The sequence below is a fragment of the Agrobacterium sp. LAD9 genome (genome assembly GCF_003031125.1).
GTDB classification, from domain to species: domain Bacteria; phylum Pseudomonadota; class Alphaproteobacteria; order Rhizobiales; family Rhizobiaceae; genus Agrobacterium; species Agrobacterium radiobacter.
In genome coordinates this window covers 269600-296370 of the sequence record NZ_PHGS01000002.1, presented here as the reverse complement: position 1 = coordinate 296370, position 26771 = coordinate 269600, and the positions used below count along the sequence as shown (strand labels likewise).

General features: G+C 59.5%; 31 protein-coding genes and 1 tRNA gene. 19 read left to right on the top strand and 13 right to left on the bottom strand.

All coding sequences use genetic code 11. The annotated features are described in order from the left end of the window. Positions 1-36 precede the first annotated feature (36 nt). The 11 genes from DA915_RS02220 (at position 37) to DA915_RS02170 (ending at position 8978) form a co-directional block, all read left to right on the top strand. Positions 37-354 carry a hypothetical protein gene (locus tag DA915_RS02220; RefSeq protein ID WP_107675023.1) on the top strand — a complete coding sequence of 106 codons (318 nt, stop codon included), beginning with the start codon at positions 37-39 and terminating at the stop codon, positions 352-354. A 1-nt stretch (position 355) separates the two neighbouring features. Beyond that, on the top strand, positions 356-1270 hold the full coding sequence (locus DA915_RS02215; RefSeq protein ID WP_107675022.1) for a glycine-rich domain-containing protein: 915 nt from the start codon (positions 356-358) through the stop codon (positions 1268-1270). Next, positions 1270-1476 carry a hypothetical protein gene (locus tag DA915_RS02210; protein WP_107675021.1) on the top strand — a complete coding sequence of 69 codons (207 nt, stop codon included), beginning with the start codon at positions 1270-1272 and terminating at the stop codon, positions 1474-1476. The genes DA915_RS02215 and DA915_RS02210 overlap by 1 nt, the downstream gene beginning before the upstream one ends. After that, entirely contained in the window at positions 1476-1841 is a 366-nt protein-coding gene (locus DA915_RS02205) for a hypothetical protein (protein ID WP_107675020.1), read from the top strand. The genes DA915_RS02210 and DA915_RS02205 overlap by 1 nt, the downstream gene beginning before the upstream one ends. A 9-nt stretch (positions 1842-1850) precedes the next feature. Beyond that, entirely contained in the window at positions 1851-2315 is a 465-nt protein-coding gene (locus tag DA915_RS02200) for a hypothetical protein (RefSeq protein WP_107675019.1), read from the top strand. A gap of 18 nt (positions 2316-2333) precedes the next feature. Continuing rightward, positions 2334-3122: a hypothetical protein gene (locus tag DA915_RS02195; protein WP_107675018.1), complete on the top strand. Its 789-nt coding sequence runs from the start codon at positions 2334-2336 to the stop codon at positions 3120-3122. 53 nt (positions 3123-3175) lie between these two features. Further along, positions 3176-3739 (top strand): hypothetical protein, encoded by a 564-nt coding sequence (locus DA915_RS02190; protein ID WP_107675017.1) that lies wholly within the window; start codon positions 3176-3178, stop codon positions 3737-3739. 220 nt (positions 3740-3959) lie between these two features. Beyond that, positions 3960-6365, top strand: coding sequence for a hypothetical protein (locus DA915_RS28785; RefSeq protein WP_192886382.1), 2406 nt, complete (start codon positions 3960-3962; stop codon positions 6363-6365). Next, positions 6365-6901: a hypothetical protein gene (locus DA915_RS02180; RefSeq protein WP_107675016.1), complete on the top strand. Its 537-nt coding sequence runs from the start codon at positions 6365-6367 to the stop codon at positions 6899-6901. The genes DA915_RS28785 and DA915_RS02180 overlap by 1 nt, the downstream gene beginning before the upstream one ends. Then, a complete protein-coding gene (locus tag DA915_RS02175; RefSeq protein WP_107675015.1) occupies positions 6901-8766 on the top strand; it encodes a hypothetical protein in 1866 nt (621 codons plus the stop codon). The genes DA915_RS02180 and DA915_RS02175 overlap by 1 nt, the downstream gene beginning before the upstream one ends. Before the next feature lie 2 nt (positions 8767-8768). Beyond that, positions 8769-8978 carry a hypothetical protein gene (locus tag DA915_RS02170; protein ID WP_107675014.1) on the top strand — a complete coding sequence of 70 codons (210 nt, stop codon included), beginning with the start codon at positions 8769-8771 and terminating at the stop codon, positions 8976-8978. Here the strand turns inward: DA915_RS02170 and DA915_RS02165 are convergent. Both DA915_RS02165 and DA915_RS02160 read right to left on the bottom strand, forming a co-directional pair. Then, positions 8971-9726, bottom strand: coding sequence for a hypothetical protein (locus DA915_RS02165; protein WP_107675013.1), 756 nt, complete (start codon positions 9724-9726; stop codon positions 8971-8973). The two genes, DA915_RS02170 and DA915_RS02165, sit on opposite strands and share 8 nt — an antisense overlap. 7 nt (positions 9727-9733) lie before the next feature. Then, the gene (locus DA915_RS02160; protein WP_107675012.1) at positions 9734-10051 is read right to left on the bottom strand and encodes a hypothetical protein; all 318 of its coding nucleotides are present in this window, start codon (positions 10049-10051) and stop codon (positions 9734-9736) included. 82 nt (positions 10052-10133) lie between these two features. Between DA915_RS02160 and DA915_RS02155 the strand changes: the two genes are divergently transcribed. Beyond that, positions 10134-10421 carry a hypothetical protein gene (locus DA915_RS02155; RefSeq protein WP_107675011.1) on the top strand — a complete coding sequence of 96 codons (288 nt, stop codon included), beginning with the start codon at positions 10134-10136 and terminating at the stop codon, positions 10419-10421. 141 nt (positions 10422-10562) lie between these two features. Beyond that, a complete protein-coding gene (locus DA915_RS02150) occupies positions 10563-12452 on the top strand; it encodes a hypothetical protein (RefSeq protein WP_107675010.1) in 1890 nt (629 codons plus the stop codon). Here the strand turns inward: DA915_RS02150 and DA915_RS02145 are convergent. After that, on the bottom strand, positions 12449-13642 hold the full coding sequence (locus tag DA915_RS02145; RefSeq protein ID WP_244600686.1) for an abortive infection family protein: 1194 nt from the start codon (positions 13640-13642) through the stop codon (positions 12449-12451). The genes DA915_RS02150 and DA915_RS02145 overlap by 4 nt on opposite strands. A gap of 125 nt (positions 13643-13767) precedes the next feature. Here DA915_RS02145 and DA915_RS02140 point away from each other — a divergent pair, with 125 nt between their 5' ends. The 5 genes from DA915_RS02140 to DA915_RS02120 all read left to right on the top strand — a co-directional run bounded on the left by DA915_RS02140 (position 13768) and on the right by DA915_RS02120 (position 16222). Next, positions 13768-14019: a hypothetical protein gene (locus DA915_RS02140; protein WP_107675008.1), complete on the top strand. Its 252-nt coding sequence runs from the start codon at positions 13768-13770 to the stop codon at positions 14017-14019. Next, positions 14016-14831 (top strand): glycoside hydrolase family 108 protein, encoded by an 816-nt coding sequence (locus DA915_RS02135; protein WP_107675007.1) that lies wholly within the window; start codon positions 14016-14018, stop codon positions 14829-14831. The genes DA915_RS02140 and DA915_RS02135 overlap by 4 nt, the downstream gene beginning before the upstream one ends. Next, entirely contained in the window at positions 14828-15070 is a 243-nt protein-coding gene (locus DA915_RS02130) for a hypothetical protein (protein ID WP_107675006.1), read from the top strand. The genes DA915_RS02135 and DA915_RS02130 overlap by 4 nt, the downstream gene beginning before the upstream one ends. Then, a complete protein-coding gene (locus DA915_RS02125) occupies positions 15070-15315 on the top strand; it encodes a hypothetical protein (protein ID WP_107675005.1) in 246 nt (81 codons plus the stop codon). Before DA915_RS02130 ends, DA915_RS02125 begins: the two co-directional genes overlap by 1 nt. 187 nt (positions 15316-15502) lie before the next feature. Next, on the top strand, positions 15503-16222 hold the full coding sequence (locus DA915_RS02120; protein ID WP_107675004.1) for a DUF2971 domain-containing protein: 720 nt from the start codon (positions 15503-15505) through the stop codon (positions 16220-16222). 181 nt (positions 16223-16403) lie between these two features. Here the strand turns inward: DA915_RS02120 and DA915_RS02115 are convergent, their stop codons facing one another. Next, complete coding sequence (locus DA915_RS02115; protein WP_107675003.1) at positions 16404-17150, bottom strand: hypothetical protein; 747 nt, start codon at positions 17148-17150, stop codon at positions 16404-16406. Between the two features lie 157 nt (positions 17151-17307). Here DA915_RS02115 and DA915_RS02110 point away from each other — a divergent pair, with 157 nt between their 5' ends. Further along, positions 17308-17982, top strand: a complete 675-nt coding sequence (locus DA915_RS02110; protein ID WP_107675002.1) for a hypothetical protein — start codon at positions 17308-17310, stop codon at positions 17980-17982. Positions 17983-18137: 155 nt separating this feature from the next. Here DA915_RS02110 and DA915_RS02105 read toward each other — a convergent pair whose 3' ends face one another. From DA915_RS02105 to DA915_RS02065, 9 genes are all read right to left on the bottom strand, one after another. Continuing rightward, on the bottom strand, positions 18138-18458 hold the full coding sequence (locus DA915_RS02105; protein ID WP_107675001.1) for a hypothetical protein: 321 nt from the start codon (positions 18456-18458) through the stop codon (positions 18138-18140). Between the two features lie 122 nt (positions 18459-18580). Then, entirely contained in the window at positions 18581-18880 is a 300-nt protein-coding gene (locus DA915_RS28610; protein WP_153064509.1) for a hypothetical protein, read from the bottom strand. Continuing rightward, entirely contained in the window at positions 18880-19110 is a 231-nt protein-coding gene (locus DA915_RS02100) for a hypothetical protein (RefSeq protein ID WP_107675000.1), read from the bottom strand. Before DA915_RS02100 ends, DA915_RS28610 begins: the two co-directional genes overlap by 1 nt. 92 nt (positions 19111-19202) lie before the next feature. Continuing rightward, positions 19203-19862, bottom strand: coding sequence for a hypothetical protein (locus tag DA915_RS02095; protein ID WP_107674999.1), 660 nt, complete (start codon positions 19860-19862; stop codon positions 19203-19205). Positions 19863-20131: 269 nt separating this feature from the next. Then, positions 20132-20207 (bottom strand) — tRNA-Phe (locus DA915_RS02090). Between the two features lie 283 nt (positions 20208-20490). Further along, on the bottom strand, positions 20491-20922 hold the full coding sequence (locus tag DA915_RS02080) for a hypothetical protein (RefSeq protein WP_107674998.1): 432 nt from the start codon (positions 20920-20922) through the stop codon (positions 20491-20493). A 158-nt stretch (positions 20923-21080) separates the two neighbouring features. After that, the gene (locus tag DA915_RS02075; protein WP_107674997.1) at positions 21081-23297 is read right to left on the bottom strand and encodes a 3-hydroxyacyl-CoA dehydrogenase NAD-binding domain-containing protein; all 2217 of its coding nucleotides are present in this window, start codon (positions 23295-23297) and stop codon (positions 21081-21083) included. A 147-nt stretch (positions 23298-23444) separates the two neighbouring features. Beyond that, entirely contained in the window at positions 23445-24653 is a 1209-nt protein-coding gene (locus tag DA915_RS02070) for an acetyl-CoA C-acetyltransferase (protein WP_060722877.1), read from the bottom strand. Between the two features lie 37 nt (positions 24654-24690). Next, positions 24691-26487 (bottom strand): acyl-CoA dehydrogenase C-terminal domain-containing protein, encoded by a 1797-nt coding sequence (locus DA915_RS02065; RefSeq protein ID WP_003503500.1) that lies wholly within the window; start codon positions 26485-26487, stop codon positions 24691-24693. Positions 26488-26771: the final 284 nt, after the last annotated feature.

The window sequence follows — 26771 nt, the reverse complement described above, 5'->3', positions numbered from 1 at the left end:
CGCACCACCATTTCCTTTCATTCCCGGAGCCGCGACATGGCCAATACAATCCCGACCGCCGTCAGTTCGCTCGGCGACAGCTTTGAGTGCATCGTCCTCGATTCCGCTCGCGTCTCCACGCTTTCAGTCGCTTCGACATCCGCCGACACCGTCCACGAGCTCGGCGAGACGACGACGCTTGGGATGATCTACGCGGCCAGTAGCGTTGAAGTCGTGCGCGCCGATGCCTGGGATGCGGCGAGATCGTGGACTCTCCTCGCCGGATACCATCCTTTCAATTTGGCCGGCGGCGAGAGGACGCTGCGCTTCCGTGCCGTCGACACCGCGACCGCTGTCAAGATCCTGGAGAACTGACATGATGCAGCCATCTCTCATCATCGGCGGATCCAGCGGTGGTGCAACCTCTGGCGCGCTCGTTCGCAAGCGCGTTCTCACAGTCAATGGCGGCCAGCCTTTCCTACGCATCACGGAATCTCTTGATCTTGGCTCGTGGCCAGACACATGGCTCGCACTCGTGCAAGCCGACTACGGTGGTCCGCTGGCGCTTACCAAGGATATCGTCCAAGCTGACCTCTTTTTTGTCGGCGGTGGCGGAGGTGGTGCTTTGTCCCCCGATCCAGCCGTCTACGGCGGCTTCCCAGGTGGCACTTACAGTTTCCAGTCCACACTGGCAGATATGAAGCAGGAGTTTTACCTATTCGTAGGCGCAGGCGGCCCAGGCGCACACATTCCAGATCCCGAGGAGGAGTGGGACGATGGGGCAGCCCGGCCCGGGTCCTCCTCGCAGTTCTACAATTACTCGCAATATACGTTCAACGACCCTCATGCCGTCGGCGGATACCAAGGCAGCGCATCTGAACCCGAAATGAGGTCTTTTTGGCAAGAGATGCTGGCGTTCGCCGATCTCCGTACCCCTGATCCAACGACTTCCTCCTTCTCCGGCCTTTACGGGAATCAAAACGGACCTGGACAAGGCGGGAGCATCAAAGCCAGCAGTTCCCATCTTGGCGGATACGCTTATGCAGCCGACCCTCTTCGGCAAGTACAGTCTGGTTTTGGCGAGGGAGAGAACGGCCAAGATGGACCCGATAATCGCTTTGGCGCCTGCGGCTCCGGTGGCTGCACCAATAGGACAGGCACAGGGGATGGTGGCAACGGTGGTACGCCGGGCGGTGGTGGAGGCGCTTGCAACAACATGGTCGATGGGCGTGGCGGCGATGGTGGCCGCGGCGAGATCCAGATTCAATTTTCGCTTTTGGAGGTAGCGTGATGCCCGCAGATTTCATCGCCATAAATGACACCACGGGCTTCGTCGTCGGGATTTTCGTCGGGTGCCCTACCGTGCCAGGACTCAGCTTCATTGAGAGGACGTCCGACAATCGGTGGATTCGCGAAGGATTCCGTCTCGTCGATGGCGCCTTTGTCGACGCTCGGGCAACATATGTGGTTGCCGACAAATTCTTAGGGGTCGGCTGATGACAGCCCGCATCTTCGCCCCACTCCCCCGGATATTCATGCGAACCTTCTCGGAGCCGGCACCCGCTACGTGGATCCGGCATCGGGATGATGGCACTACCGCATCCGATCCGCTTCAGGTCATTTTCAACGCGTCGTCGGAGGTGGCTGACGCGGACGGCATCACGATGATGTACGGCGTTCCGATCGCCCGCTGCGCCATGGCCGATGCCCTGCGTCTCGAACCTAGCCGCGCAGCCGGGAAGCCAGAGAACACCTTTCTCAACGAAGGGCGCGATGAGCTGGTCATCGGAGATCGGTCGTTCGACATCGAATCTTGCAGGAGCGACGGCTACGGTATGCTGACCATCGTCCTCAAGGGATAGCCGATCCGCATGCCGCACGTCCGCACACAGCTCAGAAATGCCGTAAAAACGAGGCTCTCGACCGTGCCTTCGATCAAGGGCGCGCACAACATGAGCAGACACGGGCGCGACTTCCAGACGAGCAACTTTCCGGTTGGCCTCGTTGCAGTCACCGAAGCCTCAACGCCGAATCCTGGGCATCCGACCGTCGGAGATCGTCCCGTCACTCGCCGCTACCGTGTCGACATCCAGATCGGTGTTCACGAGGACGAGGCAGATGCCGAAGACATCATTGAGTCCGCCTGCTGTGACGTCGAGAAGGCGTTCGTAAAGCCGGACTTCGGCTTCGGCGGGGTCAACAAGTGGATCTACACCGGAACGACGGCGATCGATGGCCAGCCGACCTCGAGTGGAATGCTCCTCGTCGAGACCATGACCTACACCTGCGAGATCCAAACGCTGGATAGCGCGCCCGACATCAACCTATACGCCTGAATTCTTTGGGAGAACAAAATGGCAACATATCCAGTAAAACAGCTCACGAAGATGCAGAGGATGATGGGCTGCATCAACCTCTTCCGGAGGCACGGCGACAAGTCGTGGCTTAAGTGGGGGCCGTCCGCGAGCGTTGACTTCGAACCGAACATCACCACGCAACCCGTCTACACAAACGAATTTGGAGACCGCCGCCTTCTGCGCAACATCACCACGCTGAAGGAAGGCACCGTCAATATCAACGAGCTGTCGGCCTTCACGGATCTGACGTATGCAGCCACCTTCGTCGCCGAGCAGAAGTATCTTGAGCAGGAGGCCGTGGCCAACGGCACCTTGATCATCGAAGACGCGGTCGTGCCGGGCATCTACCAAATTCCCGGAGTTAACGGTGCGGTGACGGGCATCTCTGACGGTGCCGATGTCGACTTCGTCGAGAACACGCACTTCACGTTCCACTCCGCTACCAACCTGATCGAAGTCACGTCCAAGCCCGCAGGTGCCGACGCGGATCTCGCGATCGCGTACACGCTCCCGGAGATCACGGCGGCCGCCGGCATTCTGAATCTTGAGGTGATGTCGGCATCCGGTACGCGCGGCGAGTTCATGAGCATCGGGATGATTGCCGACAGCGACAACGGTGTTCCGATGACCCTGTATCTCCCTGACGTCGAATTCCGCCCGTCCGGAGCGATCTCTTCCGGAGACACCGAGAACGTGAACACCGTCGGACTGACTGGATCCGTCTACACCACCGCCGACAAGGGGTACGGCACGCTCACCGGCCAGCGGAAAATCGTCAACGCCTAATCCATCAGGAGCCGGGTTACTCCGGCTCCTTGCATGCATGCAAGGAGGAACGCATGTCTAATATTCCAGAACATCTCGATATTCTCTCGCCGGAAGACCTTCTGGCCGCGATTCAGCACCAGAAGATCACCGTCACGGTGCAGGGAAAGACCTTCCAGGTTCGCGCGCCGACAATCACGGAAATCTGCGAGATCTTCGGAAAATACCAGGATCTCCTCGAGCTTCTCGATCCGGCCCGTCGTGACGACACCGAAGCCGACAAGCAGGATGCCCTCATTTATCTGTTCCGTAGAGCGCCACGTGCCGTCGCCGCATTTTCTGCGTGCGCGCTGGATCGACCTGGCAATGCTCAATACGAGGAAGCGCTTCTCGGCAAGCCGGATGATTTCAGGCTCGCTCTGTGGTTCGCAGCGGTCGAAACGCTTTTGCGCGAGCATGGGACGCTCCAGAGTTTTTTTATGATGATCGCCAGCCAGCTCCAGGCGCTCGGGTTGACCCGCGTGTCAGCGCTGCTGTTGCCGATCTTGGAATCGATGTTGACGACCCTAACGCCGGAGACGGCAGCGCTGCCCCAGTCGCCCGGAAAGCGAAAGACCGCTGGACGCAAGGCGGACTGAACCTCGACGGCGCGCTCGTCCGCATAGTCAAGCTTGCCGTCGAATTCGAATGCCGGACAGGCCGTAGCGCCGGAGATCTGACGCTGGGCCAGCTTGCCGCGAGAACGGCGACGCTGCGGCAGATGGATAAGCTCCGGACATTTGAGATAGCCAAGGCAGTAGCGACGGCGATGTCCGGAAACGAGAAAGCATGGAACGCGCTGACCGAGTGAGATAGAGAATGGCAACGACACCCGAGATCAAAACCAGATTCACCCTCGACGGCCTCCGACAGGCCGCCAGTGGGCTGCGCGGTTTTGCCCGGACGGTCTCGGATTCGCTATCCGATGCGCGCCGGCGTGGTGGTGTCGTGTTCGACCCGATGGGACGTGGCCTCGATGCCGTTGAACGCAAGACGAAGGTCGTAGCCAAGGAGCTTACCCGCCTCGGCGCTGCCGGCACATTCCGGGGCATCCGTGTGGGCGCGCTCGGTGCCAGTGTTGCCGTCGGTGGCCTCGCAACCAAGATGTCGTCGCTGTCGGCTGCGGCGCTCAAGGCCGCGAAGGATTCAGCGGCCAGCCTGAAGTCCATCAGCATCGACGCTCAGCGTATTGGTGGATCCACGAGCGATGTCGCTGTCCTTGGTTACGCCGCCGACCTGACAGGCACCGACCGCGACGAGCTCGTGACGCAGATCGCGACGATCTCGAACGAATTCTTGACGCTCAGGGAAAACATCCTGAAGGCGCAGGGGCAGTATGGCGACTTCCTCAACATGACCGCCAAAGAAGCCGCGTCAGCTGCTCGGCTGGGCAACCGTGAGGGACTGCAGGACGTCATCTCTGGTTTCACTGCCGCTGACCTGGAAGCGCGCAAAGCCTCGATCACGGATATTGAGCAGCGGATCGCGCAGATCGACGGATCGCTCAACCAAATTTACGCGTCTGGAGATCGTCGGTCTGGTCTCTTCGGCGATGCCGCCCGACTGCAGCTCGAAAAGGAGCGCCAGCAGCTCAGTGAAGCCGCCGACGAGTTCAGGAACAGCCAGTCTCCGCAAGGTCAGGCACTTTTCGAGCTTCAGAAATACGGTATCGACATCGACAAGGCATCTAGGGGCGGCGTCGAAGGACTGCTCGAGATCTCCGATGCATTCCAGAAAATCCAAGATCCGTCGGCGAAGGCACGCGTTGCGATGCGCCTTTTTGGTGAGGATGCGGGTGTCAAATTGATCCCGCTGCTCAACGGCGGACGGAAGGCGATCGACGAATATCGAAAGACTCTCGAACAATCCGGTGCCATCGCGACAAAGGATGATATCGCGAACGCCGAGGCGTACAGCCGCGCCGTCCAGAACCTGAAGACGGCGACTGCAGGCGTGCAGCTCACGATCGGCCGCGCTCTGACGCCGGATCTCACGAAAGCTTCGCAGGAACTGACGGCTTGGCTCGTCAAGAGTCGAGAAGAGATTGCGAAGGTCGCCGTTGAAGCTTTCCGGGACACGCGAGTTTTCGCGGAAGATGCGTTTTCAATCGTCAGCGGCAATACGGACGACATCAAGACGCCCTGGCTCGATACCGCCGTTAAGAAAACTGTGATCCTGCGCGATGTGTGGGCAGATGTACGGCGGCAGATCGGCCTCCTGTGGGAGGGCAAAGATGCCGACTACGGCTGGCTCAACACGCTGCGTGACGGCTTCGTCGAGGTGCGCAAGTTCGCGATGGATGCCTGGGCTGTCGTCTCCGGAGGCAATGCGGTCAACTTCAAGTGGCTGAATACCGCTCGCGATCAGGTCGTGGCATTTGCTCGACGGTTTTCTGATGCATTCGAGATGCTGAAGGGTGTCGTGAAGAGCCTCGGCGACTTCTTCAAGCCTGTCTTGGATTATCTCAACACTGACATCGCCACCCTCGGCCTGTTTCTCGGGCTGACGCGCATGGTCGGCTTGTTCTCAGTACTGACGACGGGAGCCGGACTGCTCTTCAAAGCCCTCGGCGGTGTCTTCTCCCTCGCTGGAGCCGCTTCGGGTGCAGCCGGTGGCGCTGCTGGTGCTGCGGCAGGAGCCGTTGGAGCTGCCGGGGCTACTGCAGGAGGGCTCCGCGTTGCACTCGCGGGTGTCGGCGCGGCCATCGGCGGCGTGACTTCGGCGGCGCTGCTGCTCGGTACAACGCTGGCCGGAGCGTTTATGCTCGGCCAGAAGGCTGCACAGTGGTTCTTCAGCGACTTGGACAAATCCTACGCCGCTGTTTGGAAAGCGCAGTCCGATCTCGTCCGCGCACAAGAGCAACCGTACATCAACGATCTTCTGAAGCGAAGAGACGATCGGGGGCGGTCGTTCAATCGAAAGTTTTGGGGCGACCGAAACATCGACATCGGCTTGCAGGGCATGACGACGGACGAGCGTATCGCTGCTGGTCGAGAGCAGTTCCGTAAGCGGCTGGGAGTCAACATGGATCCCTCGGCGTACAGCGGTCGCGTGTACGGTGGCGATGTCATCGGAGACAGCATCCGGCGGCAGAATGCGCAGCCTCCCAGTCAGACCATCGCGGTGCAGTTGGATGTTGCAGGCCGTAAGACCACGCTCTACGGCGACGAGGTCGAAGCCAAAAAATTCCAGCGTGACCTCGAAGTCGCGACGCGGAGTTACTGATGGCAGAATTCGAAGGACACACCAAACTGCTATGCCCGGCGCTCGGAATCGGCTGGCAGACTGCGCTTAATCTGTCGGTTGAAATGTCGCCGATCTCCGGATCAGCAAATATCACGCGCACATGGAACGGCGGTATTGTGAACTTGGCCGATCCGATGTTCCGCCTATACGCGATCCGCATCTCCAGCGGTGCCGACGACATGCGCCCGCCCGCGCTCGCGAATCTGTGGCCGGGCGAGACCTTCAGCATCGTCCCGCCTGGAGAATTGTGCGTCGTCATCCCCGTTGGCAGCAGCACAGCCCTCTTCCCCCGCAAGGTTCATGAGGCTCGTGCGCTTACGCTCGGATTTGAGGACATACCATTCACATTTTCGGGGAAGACGATCACGCTGTCGTCCGCCGCGACGGAGCCAGTGCGCGTCTTCGCACGGCTCCAGTATGAAGTGATGGTATGGGAACCATGGGATATCACCTTTAACGAAGCGGACGCGCAGTATTCGTGGCAGCTCGTGACCGAAGAAGTTGGAGGTTTCTGATGCTCCGACTCCAGTTCATCGAGTCCTTCGACGCCCCGTTCTCGCCCTTGGCTGAAGCCGGCGATGCCTATGTCGTGCTCTCAGCCGTCATCACCGAGCAGCGCAACGGTCGAAAGATTGAGCCGACCTTCCGCGTTGTCGCGAAAAATCCCGGTGTCGGGGGCTGGATGCCGATCGCGCTCCGCTATGCTGACCTATGGGAGCAACGCGACACCGATCCGGCACCAGTCCATCTCGCTCGCGGCCGTCTGGTGCCGCTGCCTACGGGGATGGCGGGATCCACAATCGAGCTGACATTCCGTTGCCTGCCGCCGTCCTCCGACGACATCCTGACCGCCGCCGCAGACGCGCTGCGCATCGGCGAGGACTTCGACTACGAACCCGATGCGCCGATCGAAGACCGCCTCGACGCCGAATACTACGACCCGCTCTGCTTCGGCCAAGGCGCCTCCGATGACCCCGAGAATGTCCTTGTCGCTCGCCCGGAAGTCTGGCGCTGGGATCGCACCACGCTCGCGCTCGGCCGCACGCACCTAGTCGATAGCGATGTTCTGCACGATATCGGCTACAACGGTATCGGCGACCCGCCGTCTCTGAGCGTCACGCACCCGCCAAAGTCGATCAGCAAGCTGCGCATCGTCGCCTCGTGGACGCAGACGGCGAAGGGTCGGCAGACGGTCTCCGAGCCGGATTCCGTGTCGACGTACACGTGGGAAGATTTCCTTGCGTCGTTTCCGCAGCCTGGCACCGCGATTGGTGCGGCGACGGGTTGGACGCTTGCGGAATCGGAAGTCGAATCCGTCCTCGACGACCTGCCCACAACGCTCAACATCAGCGGCACGAAGTTCGGCTCCGCTTCCGGCGGCCAGGTACGCCTTCAGCCGAAGACGATCAATTTCCGGCTCACGGCGGCATACGACTACAGCCAACAGCGCGAGGAGCTCCTCGATATCGTGATGCCCAGCGGCCTGCAGGAACTGCCCGACGAAGACGATGAGAGCGAAGTCATGGAAATCGTGACACTCGCTCCCCTCAATATCGATAGCAGCACGCCAGAATGGCTCTATGAGGATCCCGATACGCTCGAAGTCATGCATTACGATGTCGGCGACGAAGTCCTGGCTGCCGGAAAGGCATGGACATGTGCCACCGAACACGATGCGACCGAAGATTTCCGCGTCCGCGACTACGACGACGGCCCCGTGCTTTGGACGCAGCGGGAGAAGCGTGCGCCGATGCGTGATAGCAGGAGTTCGAAATACCTCGACCTCGACCGCGGCGTCCGCACTGTTCGGCACTGTATCCTGCGTCTCTATCGTGCCGTTCTCGAGCGCAGCCAGTGCGCGGAGACGACATTCGAGGTGCCATGGATGATCGGGCGCAACATCACCTGCGAGCATTCCTGCAGGATCGCTCACCATCGTCTTCCCGGCGGCGAACTAACTGGTAAGGTCGTCGGTATCGAACTGCTCATCGAAGAAGGCGGCCGCCGCGCGGCGCGGATCACGCTCGCGTCCGTACCAGGAACGGGTGCAGTTGTCCCCACGCCGTCGCCGGATCAGCAGCAAGCCGGCGACGTGGTTTATTCGACCAGCTATCGCGCGCCAAGCATTCCCGTCAACGCGTTCGACCTCGCTACGCTGCCGCCGCGGATCTACGCCTTCGAGAATGTCTGGTCCGCGCAGCATGCCGCCGCCGTCGCATCGTCGGATCCGGTTGGTGTGATCGGAACGATGCCGACACGGCTGAGGATTGCGTTCACGCCTCTGCGCGAGGAGGATCTCCTGACGAGGCGCATGTCGGTGTCGTGCATGGCACCCGCGCTGCCGAAACAGATCAACCTGCGTCCAGACATGGGAGACTGACGATGTCACAGAAGACGATGACGATGCTCAGCGGGTTCGTTCAGAAAAGGATCCGGAGCGAGGTCGATGGTCGGCCGAGGACGGTGACCATCGATGTCATGGCAAGGTGGGATGTCAACAACGTTTCCGGCCTCGTCATCGGCTCCGAGGGAACGATCGATGCCTCGGCATGTCAGATCCGCACTAAGATCGATTTCGTGGCGCCTACTTGAAAGTCCTCATAGGCACGTAGTGGTCGCCCCATTTCCATTCGGGAATCTCCCACTTCGGGATTCCAAGCATAACCCCGGCAAGCGCCTCATCGAATTCCATTGCTTTGTGGTACGAGGCTCTTCCAAAGTGGAGCCGAGGTCGCGGATCCGGGTAAGTGTCCTTGTTCTCGAGTTGCACCCTGAAGGGCAGTATCTCGGCGCAGTCGGCGAGAAACTCTTTGTGCTCATGGTAGTAGGCGATATTCGCGTTCGCGATGGCCTTTGTCAGGCGCCAAGAGACGACGCGATCCTCTATGATCCAGCAGACCTTCACCCCAGACCTCTCGTATCGATCCGTTCGACGGAGGAAATCGCGCAAATGCTGGCTCGATAGCTGGATTTCGAACGCGATACGGCTCCCATCGACGTTTTCGGCGAGCACGTCTGCAACCCACTCTTCTCCCAGCGAAGACGCTCCAGCCACCTCGATGTTTGCCTTGAACCCCATTGATCGCAGCGAGCGGACAACGTCGATCTTCAGGCGCGTGTGAGCATAGCTCTCCGGCTTCGGAAGGCCACCAGGGAATCCCGGATAGTGGCTGAAGAAGCGAAGACCCTTGATCGAGGTCTTCGCGGTCGCCGGCCAATTGGTTCGAGGCATCGTCATGCTGCCTTTCGGCAGTTTGCAGAGCGCATCCCACACCGTGTCAGTGACCGAGAATGCCTCGATCATCTCTCCGGTGGCAGCAAGATATGCGATCTGGCCCATGAACGCCTCAGATGTCGATGAATGCCTCGAAGTCGCCGCTCGGCAGCTTCTTGTACGTGATAGTGCCACCGCGCCGATACACAGCGGAGATCACCTGCGACCACCCGTCGCCGTGCACAAGAATAAGAGCTGCTTCACGCGGATTCTGGATTGCCGATGTCGGATCCATGCGGAACCCGGTGTAAAGGTTCGGCGCAACGTCGTCATAGGACTCAAACTCGTTGTTGGACGAAATATCTGTTCCGGGGATCACCATCGTATGCGTCCCTCCGTTCGCCAGCGCATCATTGATCGCGTCACGGTCAGCTTGGGTAAACGTCGCCAATCTCTCTTTCCCTTCTCGAATCTTGCACGATATTCGGTTCGACTTACTGGAGATCACATTACCGGCACGAGTACAACCAGACATGAGCGATGCAGCATTTCCCCCTTCCGAGATTCTTGAGCTGATCCGGGGGCAGGCCCGGCTTGAGGCGAAGATCGACAACTTTTTCTCCACCCAGACCGCGATGAAGACCGAAATCGATGGCCTCAAAGCCGATATCGGATCCGTGAAGTCCGACATCGCCGAGATGAAGGTCCAGCGTCGCATCACCAAGACCTACATCTCGATGATTTTCGCCGGCGCGAGCGTAGTTGCATGGATCGCCGGCCAACTGGTTGACCCAGTGCTGAAAAAATTCTTCGGAGCATGAGGCGTTGCAATATCTAGCGCTGTCAACGTAGTTGCAAATTGACCCTTTATTTCAATGCGTTGACGACTTGCTGCGGAGTGATCCGACGACAACCATTCCTTCAGACCGCCCGAGAAAGAGGCGGCGAAGAAGGAAGTTGAAATGAACGTATCCACCGCGTCGGCCACCACAGGTCAGTCTTCAGCAGACATCATAACCGCTATCGCCACCCTCATCTGCGAAGGCAAGAAGCCAAAAGAGATCGAAACGACCCTGGGCATCAGCGGTCGAAAATTCCGCCGCCTCCGAACCCAAATCCCAGCCGTCGAGCAGTCTGCTCCGGCAACCACAAAGTCCGCCAAGATCCAGAAATCAAAGCAGCCGTCCGAGAAAGATATCCGCGAGCGCGTGGCCACCGATGAGCTGACGGTGCCTTTCAGCAATTGGCTCGGAAAAGGCTGGTATCGCGAGGCCGGAGAGCCGCAGGACATCTACGAGACAGACCAGGATGGCGAGCAGCAGCTCGTAGGAGTAAAAGTTGATCCGGGTGTTCTGTGGCCCGAAGAATGGGAAGGTCCGCAGACGGTCGACGACATTTACATCAGCCCCAATGTTCCTGCGCCACGCCGAAGCCGGCAACGTGGCTTCATCCTCACGATGGCGCAGGCACTCACTCCCGCTCACGGCCCCTTTGTCGTTAACCTGCATGCGCTGTCGGAAGCTCTCGGCGGATACGAAATCGTCATCGGTGGTGCCACCTACGGAAAGAGCCTTTTCGCCAAGCGCGGCAAGAAAGACATTCTCGAAGTCGCGCCGTGGTCGGCCATGTTCGCCGATCTCGTGACCCGCAGCCGACGGCACCTTGCACCGTCCGTCCAGTTCTGCGCGGAAATGAATATGCGGCCGACGAAGTCGAACCCTTTGACCGGCCTCAATGGATATATCCGTGGAAAGACGTCAATCTTTGCTCATCCGAAGCGCGCGATCACTTCAGTCCCGCGGCCCCAATTCTCCGATCCGGTAACCATGTGGACGACCGGGTCATGCACAGCGCCGAACTACATCGAGCAAGAAGCCGGACTGAAGGGTCTTCAGCGGCACACGATCGGAGCCGTCATCGTCGAGATCGACGCGCAGGACAGGGTCTTCATCCGGAACATCGACGCGGATCCTGAGACAGGAAACTTCTTCGATCTTGACCTCTTCGTTACGGCTGGCAGCGTCTACACCATCGATGAGGCCATCGAAGCATCGCAAGGCCAGCTCGATCGCCCATTTCTCGGAATTCCTTGCACCCATCGTGCCGGCATCTATCCACCTTATGCTCGTGCCATGTGGGGATACGGCGGCAATCCCGAGGGCGACCGTCCTCTCATCGACCTCGTCCGCGCCCGCGGCCAGGCTTTCAACGACCTCTTCGACGGCCAGGCGATCAATCATCACGAGGACAAAAACCCGCTGGCGCTTTATCGCCGTCATGCCGAGAAGAAGCAGCTTGTGGAGCCAGAAATCGATCAGGCAGCACTCTTTCTGTCCGAAACGGCGCGGCCATGGTGCAAGAGCTACATCGTCTATTCGAACCACGACGACTTCTTGGCGCGCTGGCTGCAGCGCCCGTCTACGGAGGTCTCCGTTGAGAATTCGAAGCTATGGCACCTCGCAAATTATGAATGTCGCGCCGCCATGGACCGTGGCGAGAACTTCGACGTCTTCGAATGGGTCATCCGCCGTTCGAATCCTTCAGCCGAGTTCGAACTGGTCAACGCCGACAAGCCACTGCATGTCTACGGCACATACTACAATTTCCATGGCGATGTAGGAGCAAACGGGGCTCGCGGCACCACCGCCGGGCTGGCAAAGCTGGGCGTGAAGATCTCGAAAGCTCACGACCACGGCCTATGGTGGATCGATGATTGCATTTCCATGGGCAACTTGATCCATCGAGCCGACTACGCCAAGGGGCCGACGGGATGGGTTGGTGCCTGGCATGTGGGCCACTCTGACGGCAACAGGCAGGTAGGGTTGCTCGTCGGCGACAAGTATCGCGCCTAATCGGCCGCCGCGTTCTGCTCCACCTTCCTCGTATTCCACGTATCGACCAGAAAGGTGGCCATGGCACCCGACAAATTGACCGCGAGCTGTGCGTGTCGGGCAGCCGGCCGCACGCGGCGGGGCCCTCGACTGTGGGCGTCGGAAATCTTGTTCCGGAGGGAACCCAGCGCTTCGACCACCGACTGGCAGCTACCCAAAATCTGCTTGAACACGGTTTCAGTGTGATCGTCTGGCGCGAGCTTCAGGATCTTCGCCAGCTTCTTGTAGAGCGCCGGAAGATCGTCTTTCTCGTCATAATCCTCGCCGGCTTCGACGATTATCCATTTGCAGACATCCTCGAGAAGCGTCCTTGCAAGCGTGATCGCGCCCTCCGGGTTCGTATCGCGACGGTCGAGAGCTTGCGTCCAGCGGGCGTGGATCGTGTCCGCATCATACGCTGCCAATGCCTGCGAGATGCCCGTATCCGCTGGGCTGCCGATGGCGGCCGCCTGGACTTCGTAAACAGGACTGCCCGACATCCTGCGAACAATCGTCAGGCGAAAACCGTCGTGGCGCAGGTGGTCGTTGATAGCGGTGACCAGCTCCGCCTGCGTATCCGGGGACTGAGCGAGCGGACTGGTCACTTCTTCAAGGAAGCGGAAGAACTGCTTCTGCGAGCACGTGAGAAGCCCGACGTTTTCAAGGATCTCCCGATCATCCCAATCGCTGTTCCGAACCGTCGCCTGGAACAGATCGTCTTCAAGAGTTCGGTCGCTGTACCGCTCGGCGAAGATCGATGGCATTTTATCGAGCGGCCAGATGCGCTTCAGGAACGCCATGTGGTCGTGGTCTGTTGTCAGAACCTTCGAATTGAAGATCGCGGCGACCCGCTTCCGGGTAAGCTCCGAAACCAACGGCTTGCCATGCTCGTCCAGCTTCGACCGAGCCTCCGAGAGACTGTAGGAGTCCACTTCCTCAAGCAGCCGGGCCGCGATGGGGATTAGCTCGGCCGCCGACTTTTCGAGCAGGCGTCGTTCCGCATACTTGAACTTCGACTTGAATGACTCCTCGCGGTCGCCGTGGAGCAGACCGAGCCGAGAACAGAGGTTCGGCACCTCGTTCGCGGAATAGTCCGAAATGGCCGACGCAAGCTCTGTGCGAAGCGTCCTGACAAGGCTCACAGGATAGGATTCTGACGACGTCTGCTGCACTCCGATTCGATCTCCATCGATACTGAACCCATTCATAATCCTGATCGCTAGTCCCGCCAACCGGCGCTTTTCTTGCGCTGCGCAATGTTAGAACATAACATGAACATCAATCCTTGGAGACGAGCATGGCAGCCCCCTATCTACCAACCCCTTTCAAGTGCGCCACGGCGGTCGAGATCGAGTCCAAACTCTCGGAAGAGGTCATCCGCCACATTGATGCTCGAAATCTCTCATCCGTCGACATCAGCCGCCGATACCCGACCATCCGCCTCGATCATCTGAAGAGGCTGCGCGCTGGAGAACCTCTAAATTTTCGGATGCTCTCCGCTCTCATCGAAGCGACAGGCGCTCCAGTCAGCATCCAGGTGAACGCATGAAGACGACATACGCACGTGCCATGCGAGGCATCCGCATCTCCGAAGGCGGATACAGCAATCACCCGAAGGATCCGGGCGGAGCCACCAATTTCGGCATCATCCAGACCGTCTACGACGAATACCGATCGTCGAAGAAGCTGGTGAAGCAATCGGTCAGGCTGATCGCGGAAGCCGAAGTCAACGACATCTACAAGACCCGTTACGCCGACAAGGTGCGATACGACGATCTGCCGGCCGGCATCGACTATGCGACACTCGACGGAGCCGTGAATTCTGGTGTCAGCCGCGGCGCGAAATGGCTTCAGGCCGCCCTTGGGGTCTCTGCCGACGGCAAGGTTGGAAACCAGACAATTTCAGCAGCCGCCAAGGCCGACGCCATCGCGACCGTGAAGTCTATGGCCGCGAAGCGGATGTCCTTCCTTCGCGGCCTTACAATTTTCAGCACCTTCGGCAAGGGGTGGACTTCCCGGGTGTCGCGCGTCGAAGCGGAATCCGTGTCCATGGCCATGGAAGCGCGCGGGATCTCGGCGAGATCGCTTCCGATTGCTCTCATGGTGGAATCCGACGCCGCAGCTACCAGCAGCAAGGCCGCGAAGAATTCGGCGACCGCATCCGGAGCTGGCGCGGCAGGATCCGCAGGGACGGCAACGCAGACGACGGACTGGTCGAATCTTGCAGGGCTTGAATCCATCATTCTGATTGGAGCCACCGTCGGTCTCGTCGTGCTGGCCATCTATCTGATCCACCGCAGCCGCGTTCAGAAAGAGCGTGCCGCTGCCTACGCGGCCGTCGCCGCAGGAGTTGCCGCATGAATCCTCGGATGCTCGACCTGATCCGCACACTGATCACCATCGTCGCCACGATCCTGTTGGCCGACAGCAAGCTCTCCCCTGATGATGTCAGCACGATTGCGGGCGGAGCTACGATCCTGCTGACGCTTGGCTACGGCTTCTACGAGCGCAAGCACGAGGGCTGGCGCGTCGGCCGTAAGAAGTTTGAACCGGGCGCCGAAGTTCGCGAAGGCGGGCAGGTCTGGGTGTGCAAGGAGTGATGATGCTGACCTGGATCATGTCGTCGGTCGGCAAGACCGTGGCCAAGTGGACGGCTTTTGTGGCCATCGCGCTCGCGGTCTATTGGAAGATCTATGCCGATGGCCGGGCTGTCGAGCGCGCCAAGCAGGTCGCTGAGAAGATGGGTGCCGTGAGGGAGCGGGAGAAGATCAATGATGCCGTATCGAAGCTTCCTGATGCTGATGTACGTGACGAGCTGCGTCACTGGGTGCGCAGCGACGACTGACTGGTGCTCGTCGAATAGACCCATCCGTCCGACGGCCGAGGATGTCGAGACGATGTCCTCCGGGACGGCACGGCAGCTCCTTGAGCATAATCGTGTCGGTGCGAAGATCTGCGGCTGGCAGCCGTAGCCAGCGATTGCAATTGTCCTTCCCCATGTCTTATCAGTAGAGCTGGGACTGGGGGAACAGATGGCAGCAGAGATCAAAGCTTACGCACGTCCGCGGCAACTATATCGGTATCGATCGTTAGTGGGATTGAATCCCAACAAGTTCCGCCAAGAGCTTGACGCCATCACCGGGGCGTACGTCTACTGCCCAAGCTACGCGTCCATGAATGATCCGATGGAAGGTAGCCATCGGGAGTCGGCTCTCCTGAAAGAGAGCCAGAAGTACGACCAGACCATCCAGGAAGTACGGATGGCCATCGATACGCTCGGCATCGCGTCCTTTTCAGAGACCATGGACCATGAGCCGATGTGGGCGCACTATGCCCAGAATTTCTCAGGTATCTGTGTTGAATACAACGTGAAGAGGCTCCTCGACAGCCTTCCGGATCAACACGAATTCGTCCGCATGACTTACAACGAGCTTGCTCCGATGCTTTATCGCGACCGCGAGACGGCTGAGAACCGGGCGAAGATGATCCTGTCCTGCAAGTCGGTCAGGTGGGCTAGTGAACGCGAATGGCGACTTATCCGCCCAGCGATCGGGCCAGCACCATACAAGGCGCACCGCATCGTGACATCCGTACTCCTCGGCTCGCGCATATCGCCTGAGCACGAGGAGGTCATTCGGGAGGAACTCGGCAAACTCAAGATTCCGGTGAGGAAGATGAAGGTCGACACGTACGCAATCGCATTCGAGGCGAAGAAGAAGATCACGTTGAAGCGGTCGGCGCGGAAGCCGTAAGTTGATCTTGCATTCGTCTCCGCCGGCACACACTATCATCTTGTGTCGCGGATGAGGCGGCTTCCTTCGAAGTCCCGCGATTAGCGCACCCGCAAGGGTCTATATGGGATATGGTAAGACGCACGGCCTCAGTACCATCTGAGGGTGGACAAAGGCCCCGGAGATTTCTCTCCGGGGCCTTTTATGTTTCAGAACATTCCCGCTGCCCTGCGTTCTCGCGCTGTTCGATCTCCTCCCCGAACTCGATGTCAGCAATTGCGGCTTCAAGCCGCTCGACCTGCGATATCGTCACCTGCGTCATCCATGGCCGATATTCGGTGCTGAAATTCCACAGCGAATATCGGTCGCAATCGGCGATTTCACATAGGACTGCATCGACATCGTCGCTTCCGATGAACTCGAACTGATCGCGAAGCTGCCAGGCAGCAGTTCTCCACCTGCTCCGGAGGGCGGCGGCCGCGTCGAGCGGAGGCACGGTAACACTTGGGAAGATAGCCCAGGTCACGCGCACGCTGCCGCCCATCTTGTCGGCGACTTCCTGTATCCGGATCGGATGTGGATGCCGATTGCGGACGAGCCCGGTGCGGTCGTGGGCGGTGTAGACAGGTGTCAGGTGCGCGCCCTTGTCGCCGCCGATCTCACAGCGGTACGGCCACGCTGCCGACTCCCAGTAAGCATCCGCCGCGAGGTCGCGGATCCGGTCGAGCGTAGCGGATGGTATACGGCGGTGAGCAGCAGTCGCGACACCACGCGAGTATGCGATGAGCGTCGTCGGCGATAGGCTCAGCTTGGCCGCAACATGAGCACGGTCGCAGCCGTATTGCGCAAGCATGTTTTCGGCTTCGCGGAAAGTCGACACGATCTCGTCGTCCGTAAGGTGATAGAGCGCGCGTGGTCGCGTCTCGCAGACGGCAGTCTGTAGTTCCATTACATTTCTCCTTGCTGGCGGCACTCGGGATGCCGTTACAGAAATGCTGTATCCGTCGGCTGATACTCGCAAGAGCGGAAATCCGAAAAATCAATTATCAACAATTGGTTAGACAAGCATCACTCGTAATTTCGGGGCGCTGTCCACGGATTTTTCCATGGATATTTTCAGCCGTTTGTCGCTTTCAGCCGCCGGCGGAATCCTGGGTCATCTGACAAAGGAGGTCAAAATGGAAAAGAAGAAGAAATCGATATGGGCGTTGCTGAATCCGCTGGAGTGGCTTAACGCCGCCTTCCAGCTCCTCGCAGCCGTCTTCGGGCCGCTACTGCGCTGGCTCGGCATGCTGTCTCCGCCGTCGACGGAAGGATTCGAAAATCTCACGAAAGCCGACGTTGAAGATGCGAAGAAGCTCGCCGAGGAGACGGAAGCTGCCGTCGACGCGATCACCCAGAAGATGTCGCCAGCCGAGGTAGTTCGCGCATACGCCAAGGCTGATGTCACCGGCCGCGCGAGCATGGATCTCTCCGCGCTCGATCTGGATCAGCAGGACTGGCTTCTGAAGCTATCGGAAGAAGACCTCAGCAAGCTCGGCATGTCGACGACATCGGCCTGCGCAAGGAGTCTGGAGGCGAAGGAAGTGAGACCAGCGTATCCGAAGGCGACTGCAGAAATAGAAAAGGCCGAGATCTATGCGATCCCGACCGAGGAAGACGTCGAAGAGGCGAAACGGCAGCAGATCGCGGCGCTGTTCCGCCAAGTCCAGCGAGAGCTATTTCACGCTCCCGGAGTTCCCAACCTCCATCCGAAGCATGTTCCCGCTACGCTGCACTGATAGCCAGTCAGCTCGCATTTTGAAGCCGCCCGAGGTCACAGCCGGGCGGCTTTCGATTTCGAAGCGGCGCAGAGCTTCGAACAGCTCGGGAAGCTCATGCATTACGTCGCCGAACTGCGCGACCAGGCCTTCATTCGACATATCCGGGATCACACTCATGCTGCACCTCGCGAGCGATCAATGAATGCCTGCCGCTGCTGGAGAGCCACACGCAGACGACGAACTTCGGCTTCAAGGGATGCGACATGACGCACCGCTCGCATGGCAACGCGTCCGAGATCGTCAGCACGACCACGTGCCTCTGCTAGCTCACATGCATACTGATACGCAGCACGACGTTCTGCGCGCTCTTCGGCAGCCTGTCGACCCGCAGCGTGCGCGTCAGCAAGCGATCCTACGATGCCGGCCGTGAGGAGGCCGAGTTCGAGGCCGGCACGGCCTGCCGGATTCTTACTGTCGAAAATCGTCATGCCCATGAACGCGATACCTCCTGATGAACTAGGACGATATCGGTACACGGACCCGGAGTCGCTGTGAGCCCTAAATCTGCCGGCAGAGTAAATTGAATACGATCGACACCATGGACTCATCCATGGTGTCAACGTGGCAGCTTTCGCAACGATGCCGAGTTGCTCTTCCGCTCTCTGCAGACAGTGCATCGCAGACATCGTTCTACGCGAGAGAGGATGGCCTTGATCCCCAATACACGCCGGATGTCCCTGCGTTCGACCTGTCCATATCGACGGCAGCGTGGACACCAGCCAACGATGACATACCATTCCGGAAGGCGGTCGAGCGTCTCGTACATCGACAGCGGCTCGCTACGGCGGCTGCCTTCGCCGACAGTGTAGCCGATCTTGTCCGGCTGCAGCAGGTCGATGCCGCGACGGTGCTTCATCAAACGCGCTCGTACTGCGGCTTCCAACCGCGGCCGATCCCTTTCGACATCAGCGACGACGCGATGAAGAGCTGGTCACGCAAGAAATCGGCATCGGCGAGCAGACTGCGGATTGCGACGAGAGGGTCACCGCCGGCGGCGTTGAGGACGGACACGGCGAGATCGACCTCGGGGGTCGACTGAGTGCCAGTTTCCGTCTCCGGGATATCGAGAGCGAGTTGCTGGATCATGAGTTCTCCTAGGAATGTTATCCGCGTCAACGAATTTGTTCCTATTTTGTTCTCATTCGACTGGGAGTCAAGCGGAGTGATTTGAACTGATGTCAGGCCGATGGGTTCGCAGCCCCAGGTGCGCTCCCAGGGTTGAGTTTGCTCCTCGATGGTCCTGCAAGCTTTGTCAGATCGAGCATGTAATAGATATGTTCATCGGTGAGATCGATGCCGGCGTACCAATCGCGTTCGCCCTCCGCTTTAAAGAGAACTCCGCTCACCTCGGGCCACTCTTTGTGCAGCTTGTTCACGCAGTCTGCGTTGTTATGCTTCAGCGCGTTTGCGAGACGATGAACACGTCCGAATTTCGGAGGTATCGTGTAACCGAGGCCCTCTGACGCCTTAGTCAGCTTCTCGTGGTTTCCATTAGGAAGCTTGGCATATACCCGGATGCTGCGCTCCCAATAATGATAGATCGTGATAGCGAATGCCTTCCTGAGTTCTGCATATGCCTCCTGTAAGGCCTCCATCTTGTAGTTATAAATATCTCCCGGGTCGAAGAGCGTTGATCCGTCTTCTGCGTACTGGATCTCGATTTCGTAATCGCCCGACTGGTTGTCCCAGGCTTCGTTCTCTTCCCGGATCTGATTTTGGATACCCTTGGCGGCTGCTGTAAAACTGTCACGTAGGCAATCGATGCCGGACTCGTACATGAAGCCGCGCACGTTGAAACTGAATCTCACGCCAGTCTTCTCGTTGCCTATGATAGCCATGAAACCGCTCCCTGTTGCAGAAGCAAAGGAGCAGTCGGCAGATTGCGCGTCAATCGAGAACGATCTCGAATCTTGCAGATCACCGTGCTGAGATGGCAGCGGTATAGAAAACGGTATGGCCTGATGCGGCAAGTCTGTGGACAAACGCTGATACCGCCTGATGAAACTAAAAACGGTATGGAAACGGTATAACACGTGACACGCACTTGAATTTACCGCGCGTTAGCTACCGCATGGCTTTGTAAGTTATTGTACTTGCTGGATAAAAATGGTGCCCGGAGGCGGATTTGAACCACCGACACGCGGATTTTCAATCCGCTGCTCTACCAACTGAGCTATCCGGGCACTTCAGGTCCTTGAAGAACCTCCGCTTTTGGCGGGCGGGGCCGTTTGGTGCCCCGAAAGTGAGCGGGGTTATAACATCTTGTTCGGACATGGCAAGCGCCATCGCGAAGTTTTTTGACAGTTTTTTCACGGCGCCTGTGGATGGCTGGAATGCGTGTCCGGCAGAGGCCGGATCCTGGCTGGAAATCCACTCTCCGCCATCAGCCGGGCCCTGATCGGCATTCGACGGGCGGACGCGTTCGGAAAGGGTCGCAAGGTTACGAGAGAGCGCAGCGTAGAGCGGCTACGCCCCTTCACTGCGCCGCGCAGCAAGGCCAAGCGCGAAAGGCACCACGGCCACCAGCGCCGCCATGACGGGCGAAGACGCGAAGATGCGGCTGGCAAGCGAGGTGACGGCGACGGAGCGCACCACCGTCATCAGACGGGAATTCTCCCGGTCGCGCTCATGGTGGGCCTGTGCGGGCCTGTGACGGGAATGTTGGGCCGCCTCCAGCCGTTTGACATCGCGGCGGATCTTGTCGACCTGTTTGCGAAGCTCGTCCAGTTCGGCGCGTAGCGCCGGGTCGATGATATTGGCGGCACGCGTTCTCCTCGCTGCGGGTTTTGCCACCTTTGCTTCGGCGGCCACAGCCTCGGCCTCTTCGTCCAGTTCGGCCAGTTCGTCGTCAAGGTCGGATGGCTTGTCGAAACCGTGGGATCGCAGTGGTGCTTTCATCGCTGTCTCCTGAGGCGTGCTGAATTGCGGCGGCGGGCGTCTTTCGCCCGGTCACGCCCTTTCAACGCCTCAGCCGGGCAAAGGATGCACGGAAAGCAGGGAGAGCGGCATAAAAAACAGGCCCCCGAAGGGCCTGTTCAGTAATCTCTCCTGAAACCTTACGCCGCCTTGGCAGCGCTGGCGTAAGGATCGAAACGACCGTAGAAGGTTTCGCCCTTGGCGGCCATGTCCTTCAGGAGCGGCGTCGGCTTGAAGCGTGGGCCATAGGCCTCGCTGAGCTTTTCGGCCAGAGCGACGAAAGTCTTCACGCCCATGCCGTCGATATAGGACAGCGCGCCGCCGGTATAGGGCGCAAAGCCGAAACCGAGGATGGAGCCGACATCCGCCTCACGCGGATCGGTGACGATGCCTTCTTCCACCGTGCGCGCCGCTTCCAGCGCCACGGTGACGAGGAAGCGCTGTTTCAGCACCTCCATATCCACGTCCTCAGGCTTCTGCTGCGGATAGAGATTCTTCAGGCCGGGCCAGAGGGACTTCTTGGCGGGCTTCGGCGGATAGTCGTAAAAGCCCTTGGCGTTCTTGCGGCCGAAACGGCCTTCGCCTTCCACCAGTTTCTTCACCAGCTCCATATGGCGCGGATCGACGGCCTTTTCGCCGAGATCGGCGACGGTGGCTTTGAGGATCTTGTAGGAAAGATCGATCGCCACCTCGTCATTCAGCGCCAGCGGGCCGACCGGCATGCCGGCGAATTTCGCGGCATTTTCAATCATGGCGGCGGGTACGCCTTCGATCAGCATGTCGTAGCTTTCGGCCATGTAGCGCAGCACGCAGCGATTGACGAAGAAGCCGCGCGTATCGTTGACGACGATCGGCGTCTTCCTGATCTTCGCCACGTAATCGAGCGCGACGGCCAGCGCCTTGTCACCGGTTTCCTTGCCGAGGATCACTTCCGTCAGCATCATCTTCTCGACCGGCGAGAAGAAGTGAATGCCGATGAAATCGGTCGGGCGCTTCGAGTTCTTCGCAAGCCCGGTGATCGGCAAAGTGGAGGTGTTGGAGGCGAAGATCGCGCCTTGGGGCAACACGGCTTCCACGGCCTCGATGACGGCCTTCTTCACGTCGCGGTCTTCGAAGACAGCCTCGATGACGAGATCGGCATCGGCGAGCGCCTTGTAATCCGCCGTCGGAGTAACGAGGTCGAGCAGGGCCTTGCCCTCATCCTGCGTCAGCCTGCCCTTGCCGATGGCCGCCTTGACGCTTTCTTCGCAATGGCCCTTGCCCTTGTCCGCCGCTTCCTGATCGCGATCGACCAGCGTGACGGGGATGCCGGCTGCGGCGGTAACATAAGCGACAGCTGCGCCCATGAAGCCCGCGCCGACGACGCCCACCTTCTTGAACTCCGTCTTCGGCTGGCCGGCCGGGCGGCGCGCGCCCTTGCCCAGTTCCTGCATGGAAATGAACAGCGAGCGGATCATGCCGAAGGCTTCCTTCGAGCGAAGGATTTCGGTGAAATAACGCTGCTCCACCTTAAGCGCCGTATCGAAGGGCAATTGCAGGCCTTCATACACACATTTGAGGATGGCAAGCGCGGCCGGATAGTTGCCGGCGCTTTCACGACGCAGGATGGCGGGAGCGGCAGGCCACAGCTGGGCTGCGGCAGGCGTCCAGATGCCGCCGCCAGGGGCCTTGAAGCCCTTTTCATCCCAGGGCGCGACCGGCTTCAGGCCGTCCTTGATCATCTGCTTTGCGGTGGCGACCAGCTGATCCGGCTCGACCACCTGATGCACCAGACCCATGGCCTTGGCGCGCGCGCCGGTCAGCGACTGGCCCGTCGTCATCATCTGCAGTGCCGATTGCGCATCCGTCAGGCGCGGCACGCGCTGAGTGCCGCCGGCGCCGGGGAAGATGCCGACCTTGACTTCCGGCAGGGCGATCTTGAGGCTCTTGGCGCTGGAGGCCACGCGGCCGTGGCAGGCGAGCGAGAGTTCGAAGGCGCCGCCCATGCAGGTGCCGTTGATGGCGGAAACCCAGGGCTTGCCATTGGTCTCGATCTTGCGGAACAGGCCCGTCATGCGGCCGACCAGTTCGAACAGTTTTGCCGCCGCCTCATCCGGGTTCTTCGCCTTCTCGTCATTATAGAAGGAGAACATCGACTTGATCATCGAAAGATCGGCGCCGCCGGAAAAGGTGCTCTTGCCTGACGTGAAAACCACGCCCTTGACGGCGCTGTCGGCGACGGTGGCGTCAACAATGGCGTTCAGCTCGTCCATCACTTCAGAGGTGAAGACGTTCATGGATTTTTCCGGCATGTCCCAAGTAACGAGGGCAATGCCGTCTGCGTCCGTCTCGATGGTGAAATTGGTATAAGTGCTCATTTGGGATTCCTCTTCCCTGAATCTTAATGGCCGCTTCGCTTTCTCCGTCATCCTCGGGCTTGACCCGAGGATCTAAGCACCGGGGATAGATCCTCGGGTCAAGCCCGAGGATGACGGAGGAACCGTTGCGGTATCAGCCGAAGCCTCTCAAACCCGCTCGATAACCGTCGCGGTGCCCATGCCTGCGCCGATGCAGAGCGTGACGAGCGCGGTGTTCAGATCGCGCCGCTCCAGCTCATCCAGCACAGTGCCGAGGATCATCGCACCTGTTGCACCCAGCGGATGGCCCATGGCGATTGCGCCGCCATTGACGTTCATCCGCTCGTGGTCGATATCGAAAGCCTGCATGTAACGCAGCACGACGGCAGCGAAGGCTTCGTTGAGCTCGAAAAGATCGATATCGGCAAGCTTCATGCCGGTCTTTTTCAGGAGCTTTTCGGTTACATCCACCGGGCCGGTCAGCATCAGCGCCGGATCGGAGCCGATATTGGCGAAAGCCTTGATGCGGGCGCGCGGCTTTACGCCCATCGCCTCGCCGCCAGCCCTGGAGCCAACCAGCACAGCCGCCGCGCCATCGACGATACCAGATGAATTGCCGGCGTGATGGACGTAGTTGATCCGCTCCACTTCCGGATGCGCCATGATACCGACGGCTTCGAAGCCGCCCATTTCACCCGGCATCTGGAAGGAGGGGTTGAGGGAAGCCAGCGCCTGCATGTCCGTGCCGGGGCGCATATGCTCGTCGCGGTCGAGGATCGTCAGACCGTTTGAGTCCTTCACCGGAATGACTGATTTGTTGAAATAGCCCTTTTCCCAGGCATGCGCCGCACGCCTCTGGCTCTCGACGGCATAGGCATCGACATCGTCACGAGAGAAACCATACTTTGTGGCGATGAGATCGGCCGAAACGCCCTGCGGCATGAAGAAGGCCGGGAAATTGACCGAAGGGTCCATGTACCAGGCACCGCCCGACATGCCCATGCCGACGCGCGACATGCTTTCCACGCCGCCGGCGATGACGATATCGTCCGATCCCGCCTTGACCTTGCCGGCCGCGAAGTTGATGGCATCAAGACCCGAGGCGCAGAAGCGCGAGATTTGCATGCCCGGCGCCCTGTTGGAATAACCGGCCTCGAAGGCGGCGGCTTTCGGGATCACCGCGCCGGCATCCATGACAGGATCGACGCAGCCCATGATGATGTCGTCGACAGCAGAGGTGTCGAGCCCATTGCGGTCGCGGATGGCTTCCAGTGTCTTGGCAGCAAGGCGAACGGAGGGCACCTCATGCAGGCTGCCATCCTTCTTGCCGCGTCCGCGCGGGGTGCGGACATGGTCGTAGATATAAACGTCGGTCATAAACTCTCTCCCTGCGGCGTGTTTACCGCCAACCTTCTCAGAATGCTTCCGCAGCCAGTTCCATCATGGTGTCCGCGCCGGTTTCGATGCGGGCCTTGCGCAGCGCCGTTTCCGGCATGATGCGCTCCATATAAAACTTCGCCGTGACAAGCTTGGTCTTGAGGTAATCCTCGTCCGAAGCGCTGCCGGCCGCAAGCGCTTCGCTCGCGGCTTTCGCCATGCGCGCCTGCATGTAACCCAGCACCACGATGCCGAAGAGGTGCATGTAGTCGGTCGAACCGGCACCGGCATTGTCGGGCTTGGCCATGGCGTTCTGCATGAACCACATGGTTGCGGCCTGCAGGTCGTTCAAACCCTTCTTCAGACCCTTGGTGTAAAGGGCAAGCTTTTCGTCGGCGCGGTTTTCCTCGCAGAAATCGCCGATTTCCTTGAAGAGCGCCATCACGGCACGGCCGCCATTCATGCCGAGCTTGCGGCCCACCAGATCGAGCGCCTGAATGCCGTTGGCGCCCTCATAGATCATGGTGATACGGGCATCGCGGACATATTGACTCATGCCATGTTCCTCGATGTAGCCGTGACCACCGAAGACCTGCTGCGCCATGACAGCATGGTCAAAGCCCTTGTCGGTCAGCACACCCTTGAGGATCGGCGTAACGAGGCCAAGCAGATCGTCTGCCGCCTGCCGCTGCTTTTCGTCAGCGGCGCGGTGGGCGATATCGGATTGCAGCGCGGTCCACAGAAGGAAAGCGCGGCCGGCCTCGTTGTAAGCCTTGATGGTCATCAGCGTGCGGCGGATATCGGGATGCACGATGATCGGATCGGCCTTCTTGTCCGGGAACTTGGCGCCGGAAAGCGAGCGGCCCTGAATACGTTCACGGGCATATTCGACCGCGTTCTGATAGGCGATTTCACCAACGGAGAGACCCTGCAAGCCGACGCCGAGGCGGGCCTCGTTCATCATCACGAACATGGCCGAAAGGCCCTTGTTCTCCGCGCCCAGCAGATAACCCGTCGCGTCATCATAGTTCATGACGCAGGTGGCGTTGCCGTGGATGCCCATCTTGTGTTCGATTGCGCCGCAAGTGACGCCGTTACGCTCGCCAAGCGTGCCGTCTTCCTTCACGAGGAATTTCGGCACGATGAAGAGCGAAATGCCCTTGGTGCCTTCCGGCGCACCTTCGATGCGGGCAATCACCAGATGGACGATATTGTCAGTCATGGAATGTTCGCCGGCGGAGATGAAGATCTTCTGGCCGGAAATCTTATAGCTGCCGTCGCCCTGCGGAACCGCCTTGGTGCGCAGCAGGCCGAGATCGGTGCCGCAATGGGGTTCTGTGAGGTTCATGGTGCCGGACCAGGAGCCTTCGACCATCTTCGGCAGATAGGTTTCCTTCTGCTCCTGCGTGCCATGCACGAGAACGGCGGCAATCGCACCCTGCGTGAGGCCCGGATACATCATCAGCGACAGGTTGGCCGACGACATATATTCGCCGATAGCTGCATGCAGCGTATAGGGCAGGCCCTGCCCGCCGAACTCCGGCGGAACGGCAAGGCCGATCCAGCCGCCTTCACAATAGGCGTCATAAGCGTCCTTGAAACCATCGGGCACGGAGACCGAACCGTCATCGGCGCGCTTGCAGCCTTGGCTGTCGCCGGAAAGGTTGAGCGGGAAAAGCCGCTCCTCGGCAAGCTTTGCGGCCTCGCCGGTGATCGCCTCGATCATGTCGGGGGTTGCATCCTCAAAGCCGGGCAGGTTGTTATACCGCTCCAAGCCGAGAACGTCGTTCAGGATAAAAAGCGTGTCTTTAACTGGGGCCTTGTAAACAGGCATTACCGATGTTCCTCCGCATCGTGGGCGCCGGCGATAATCCGGCCGATATGGGATGACAATATTTGACGTGCGCGTAAACGTCAAACAAATTTCGGCGGAATATCGCCTCCCCTTTTCCGCGGAATGGATGGCCGGCGCTGCTCATGGCTCTCACGCGCCGCAAAAGTTAAAAAATTCCAACCATAGTTAACCACTTCTTTACCACGTTTCGTGAATTCTCCCGAAAGAGGTAACTGCTTCGTACTCCGGCGCATTTTCCTCAACGGGGGCAAATACCGGCTCTG

Coding starts and splice junctions, on each gene's coding strand:
- DA915_RS02135 (WP_107675007.1), top strand. CDS start 14,016: ATGAAGACGACATACGCACGTGCCATGCGAGGCATCCGCATCTCCGAA.
- DA915_RS02115 (WP_107675003.1), bottom strand. CDS start 17,150: ATGGAACTACAGACTGCCGTCTGCGAGACGCGACCACGCGCGCTCTAT.
- DA915_RS02130 (WP_107675006.1), top strand. CDS start 14,828: ATGAATCCTCGGATGCTCGACCTGATCCGCACACTGATCACCATCGTC.
- DA915_RS02105 (WP_107675001.1), bottom strand. CDS start 18,458: ATGGGCATGACGATTTTCGACAGTAAGAATCCGGCAGGCCGTGCCGGC.
- DA915_RS02080 (WP_107674998.1), bottom strand. CDS start 20,922: ATGAAAGCACCACTGCGATCCCACGGTTTCGACAAGCCATCCGACCTT.
- DA915_RS02195 (WP_107675018.1), top strand. CDS start 2,334: ATGGCAACATATCCAGTAAAACAGCTCACGAAGATGCAGAGGATGATG.
- DA915_RS02110 (WP_107675002.1), top strand. CDS start 17,308: ATGGATATTTTCAGCCGTTTGTCGCTTTCAGCCGCCGGCGGAATCCTG.
- DA915_RS02140 (WP_107675008.1), top strand. CDS start 13,768: ATGGCAGCCCCCTATCTACCAACCCCTTTCAAGTGCGCCACGGCGGTC.
- DA915_RS02100 (WP_107675000.1), bottom strand. CDS start 19,110: ATGATCCAGCAACTCGCTCTCGATATCCCGGAGACGGAAACTGGCACT.
- DA915_RS02070 (WP_060722877.1), bottom strand. CDS start 24,653: ATGACCGACGTTTATATCTACGACCATGTCCGCACCCCGCGCGGACGC.
- DA915_RS02175 (WP_107675015.1), top strand. CDS start 6,901: ATGCTCCGACTCCAGTTCATCGAGTCCTTCGACGCCCCGTTCTCGCCC.
- DA915_RS02150 (WP_107675010.1), top strand. CDS start 10,563: ATGAACGTATCCACCGCGTCGGCCACCACAGGTCAGTCTTCAGCAGAC.
- DA915_RS02215 (WP_107675022.1), top strand. CDS start 356: ATGATGCAGCCATCTCTCATCATCGGCGGATCCAGCGGTGGTGCAACC.
- DA915_RS02075 (WP_107674997.1), bottom strand. CDS start 23,297: ATGAGCACTTATACCAATTTCACCATCGAGACGGACGCAGACGGCATT.
- DA915_RS02220 (WP_107675023.1), top strand. CDS start 37: ATGGCCAATACAATCCCGACCGCCGTCAGTTCGCTCGGCGACAGCTTT.
- DA915_RS02125 (WP_107675005.1), top strand. CDS start 15,070: ATGATGCTGACCTGGATCATGTCGTCGGTCGGCAAGACCGTGGCCAAG.
- DA915_RS02095 (WP_107674999.1), bottom strand. CDS start 19,862: ATGGCTATCATAGGCAACGAGAAGACTGGCGTGAGATTCAGTTTCAAC.
- DA915_RS28610 (WP_153064509.1), bottom strand. CDS start 18,880: ATGAAGCACCGTCGCGGCATCGACCTGCTGCAGCCGGACAAGATCGGC.
- DA915_RS02155 (WP_107675011.1), top strand. CDS start 10,134: ATGAGCGATGCAGCATTTCCCCCTTCCGAGATTCTTGAGCTGATCCGG.
- DA915_RS02120 (WP_107675004.1), top strand. CDS start 15,503: ATGGCAGCAGAGATCAAAGCTTACGCACGTCCGCGGCAACTATATCGG.
- DA915_RS02065 (WP_003503500.1), bottom strand. CDS start 26,487: ATGCCTGTTTACAAGGCCCCAGTTAAAGACACGCTTTTTATCCTGAAC.
- DA915_RS02165 (WP_107675013.1), bottom strand. CDS start 9,726: ATGGGCCAGATCGCATATCTTGCTGCCACCGGAGAGATGATCGAGGCA.
- DA915_RS02210 (WP_107675021.1), top strand. CDS start 1,270: ATGCCCGCAGATTTCATCGCCATAAATGACACCACGGGCTTCGTCGTC.
- DA915_RS02170 (WP_107675014.1), top strand. CDS start 8,769: ATGTCACAGAAGACGATGACGATGCTCAGCGGGTTCGTTCAGAAAAGG.
- DA915_RS28785 (WP_192886382.1), top strand. CDS start 3,960: ATGGCAACGACACCCGAGATCAAAACCAGATTCACCCTCGACGGCCTC.
- DA915_RS02205 (WP_107675020.1), top strand. CDS start 1,476: ATGACAGCCCGCATCTTCGCCCCACTCCCCCGGATATTCATGCGAACC.
- DA915_RS02190 (WP_107675017.1), top strand. CDS start 3,176: ATGTCTAATATTCCAGAACATCTCGATATTCTCTCGCCGGAAGACCTT.
- DA915_RS02200 (WP_107675019.1), top strand. CDS start 1,851: ATGCCGCACGTCCGCACACAGCTCAGAAATGCCGTAAAAACGAGGCTC.
- DA915_RS02180 (WP_107675016.1), top strand. CDS start 6,365: ATGGCAGAATTCGAAGGACACACCAAACTGCTATGCCCGGCGCTCGGA.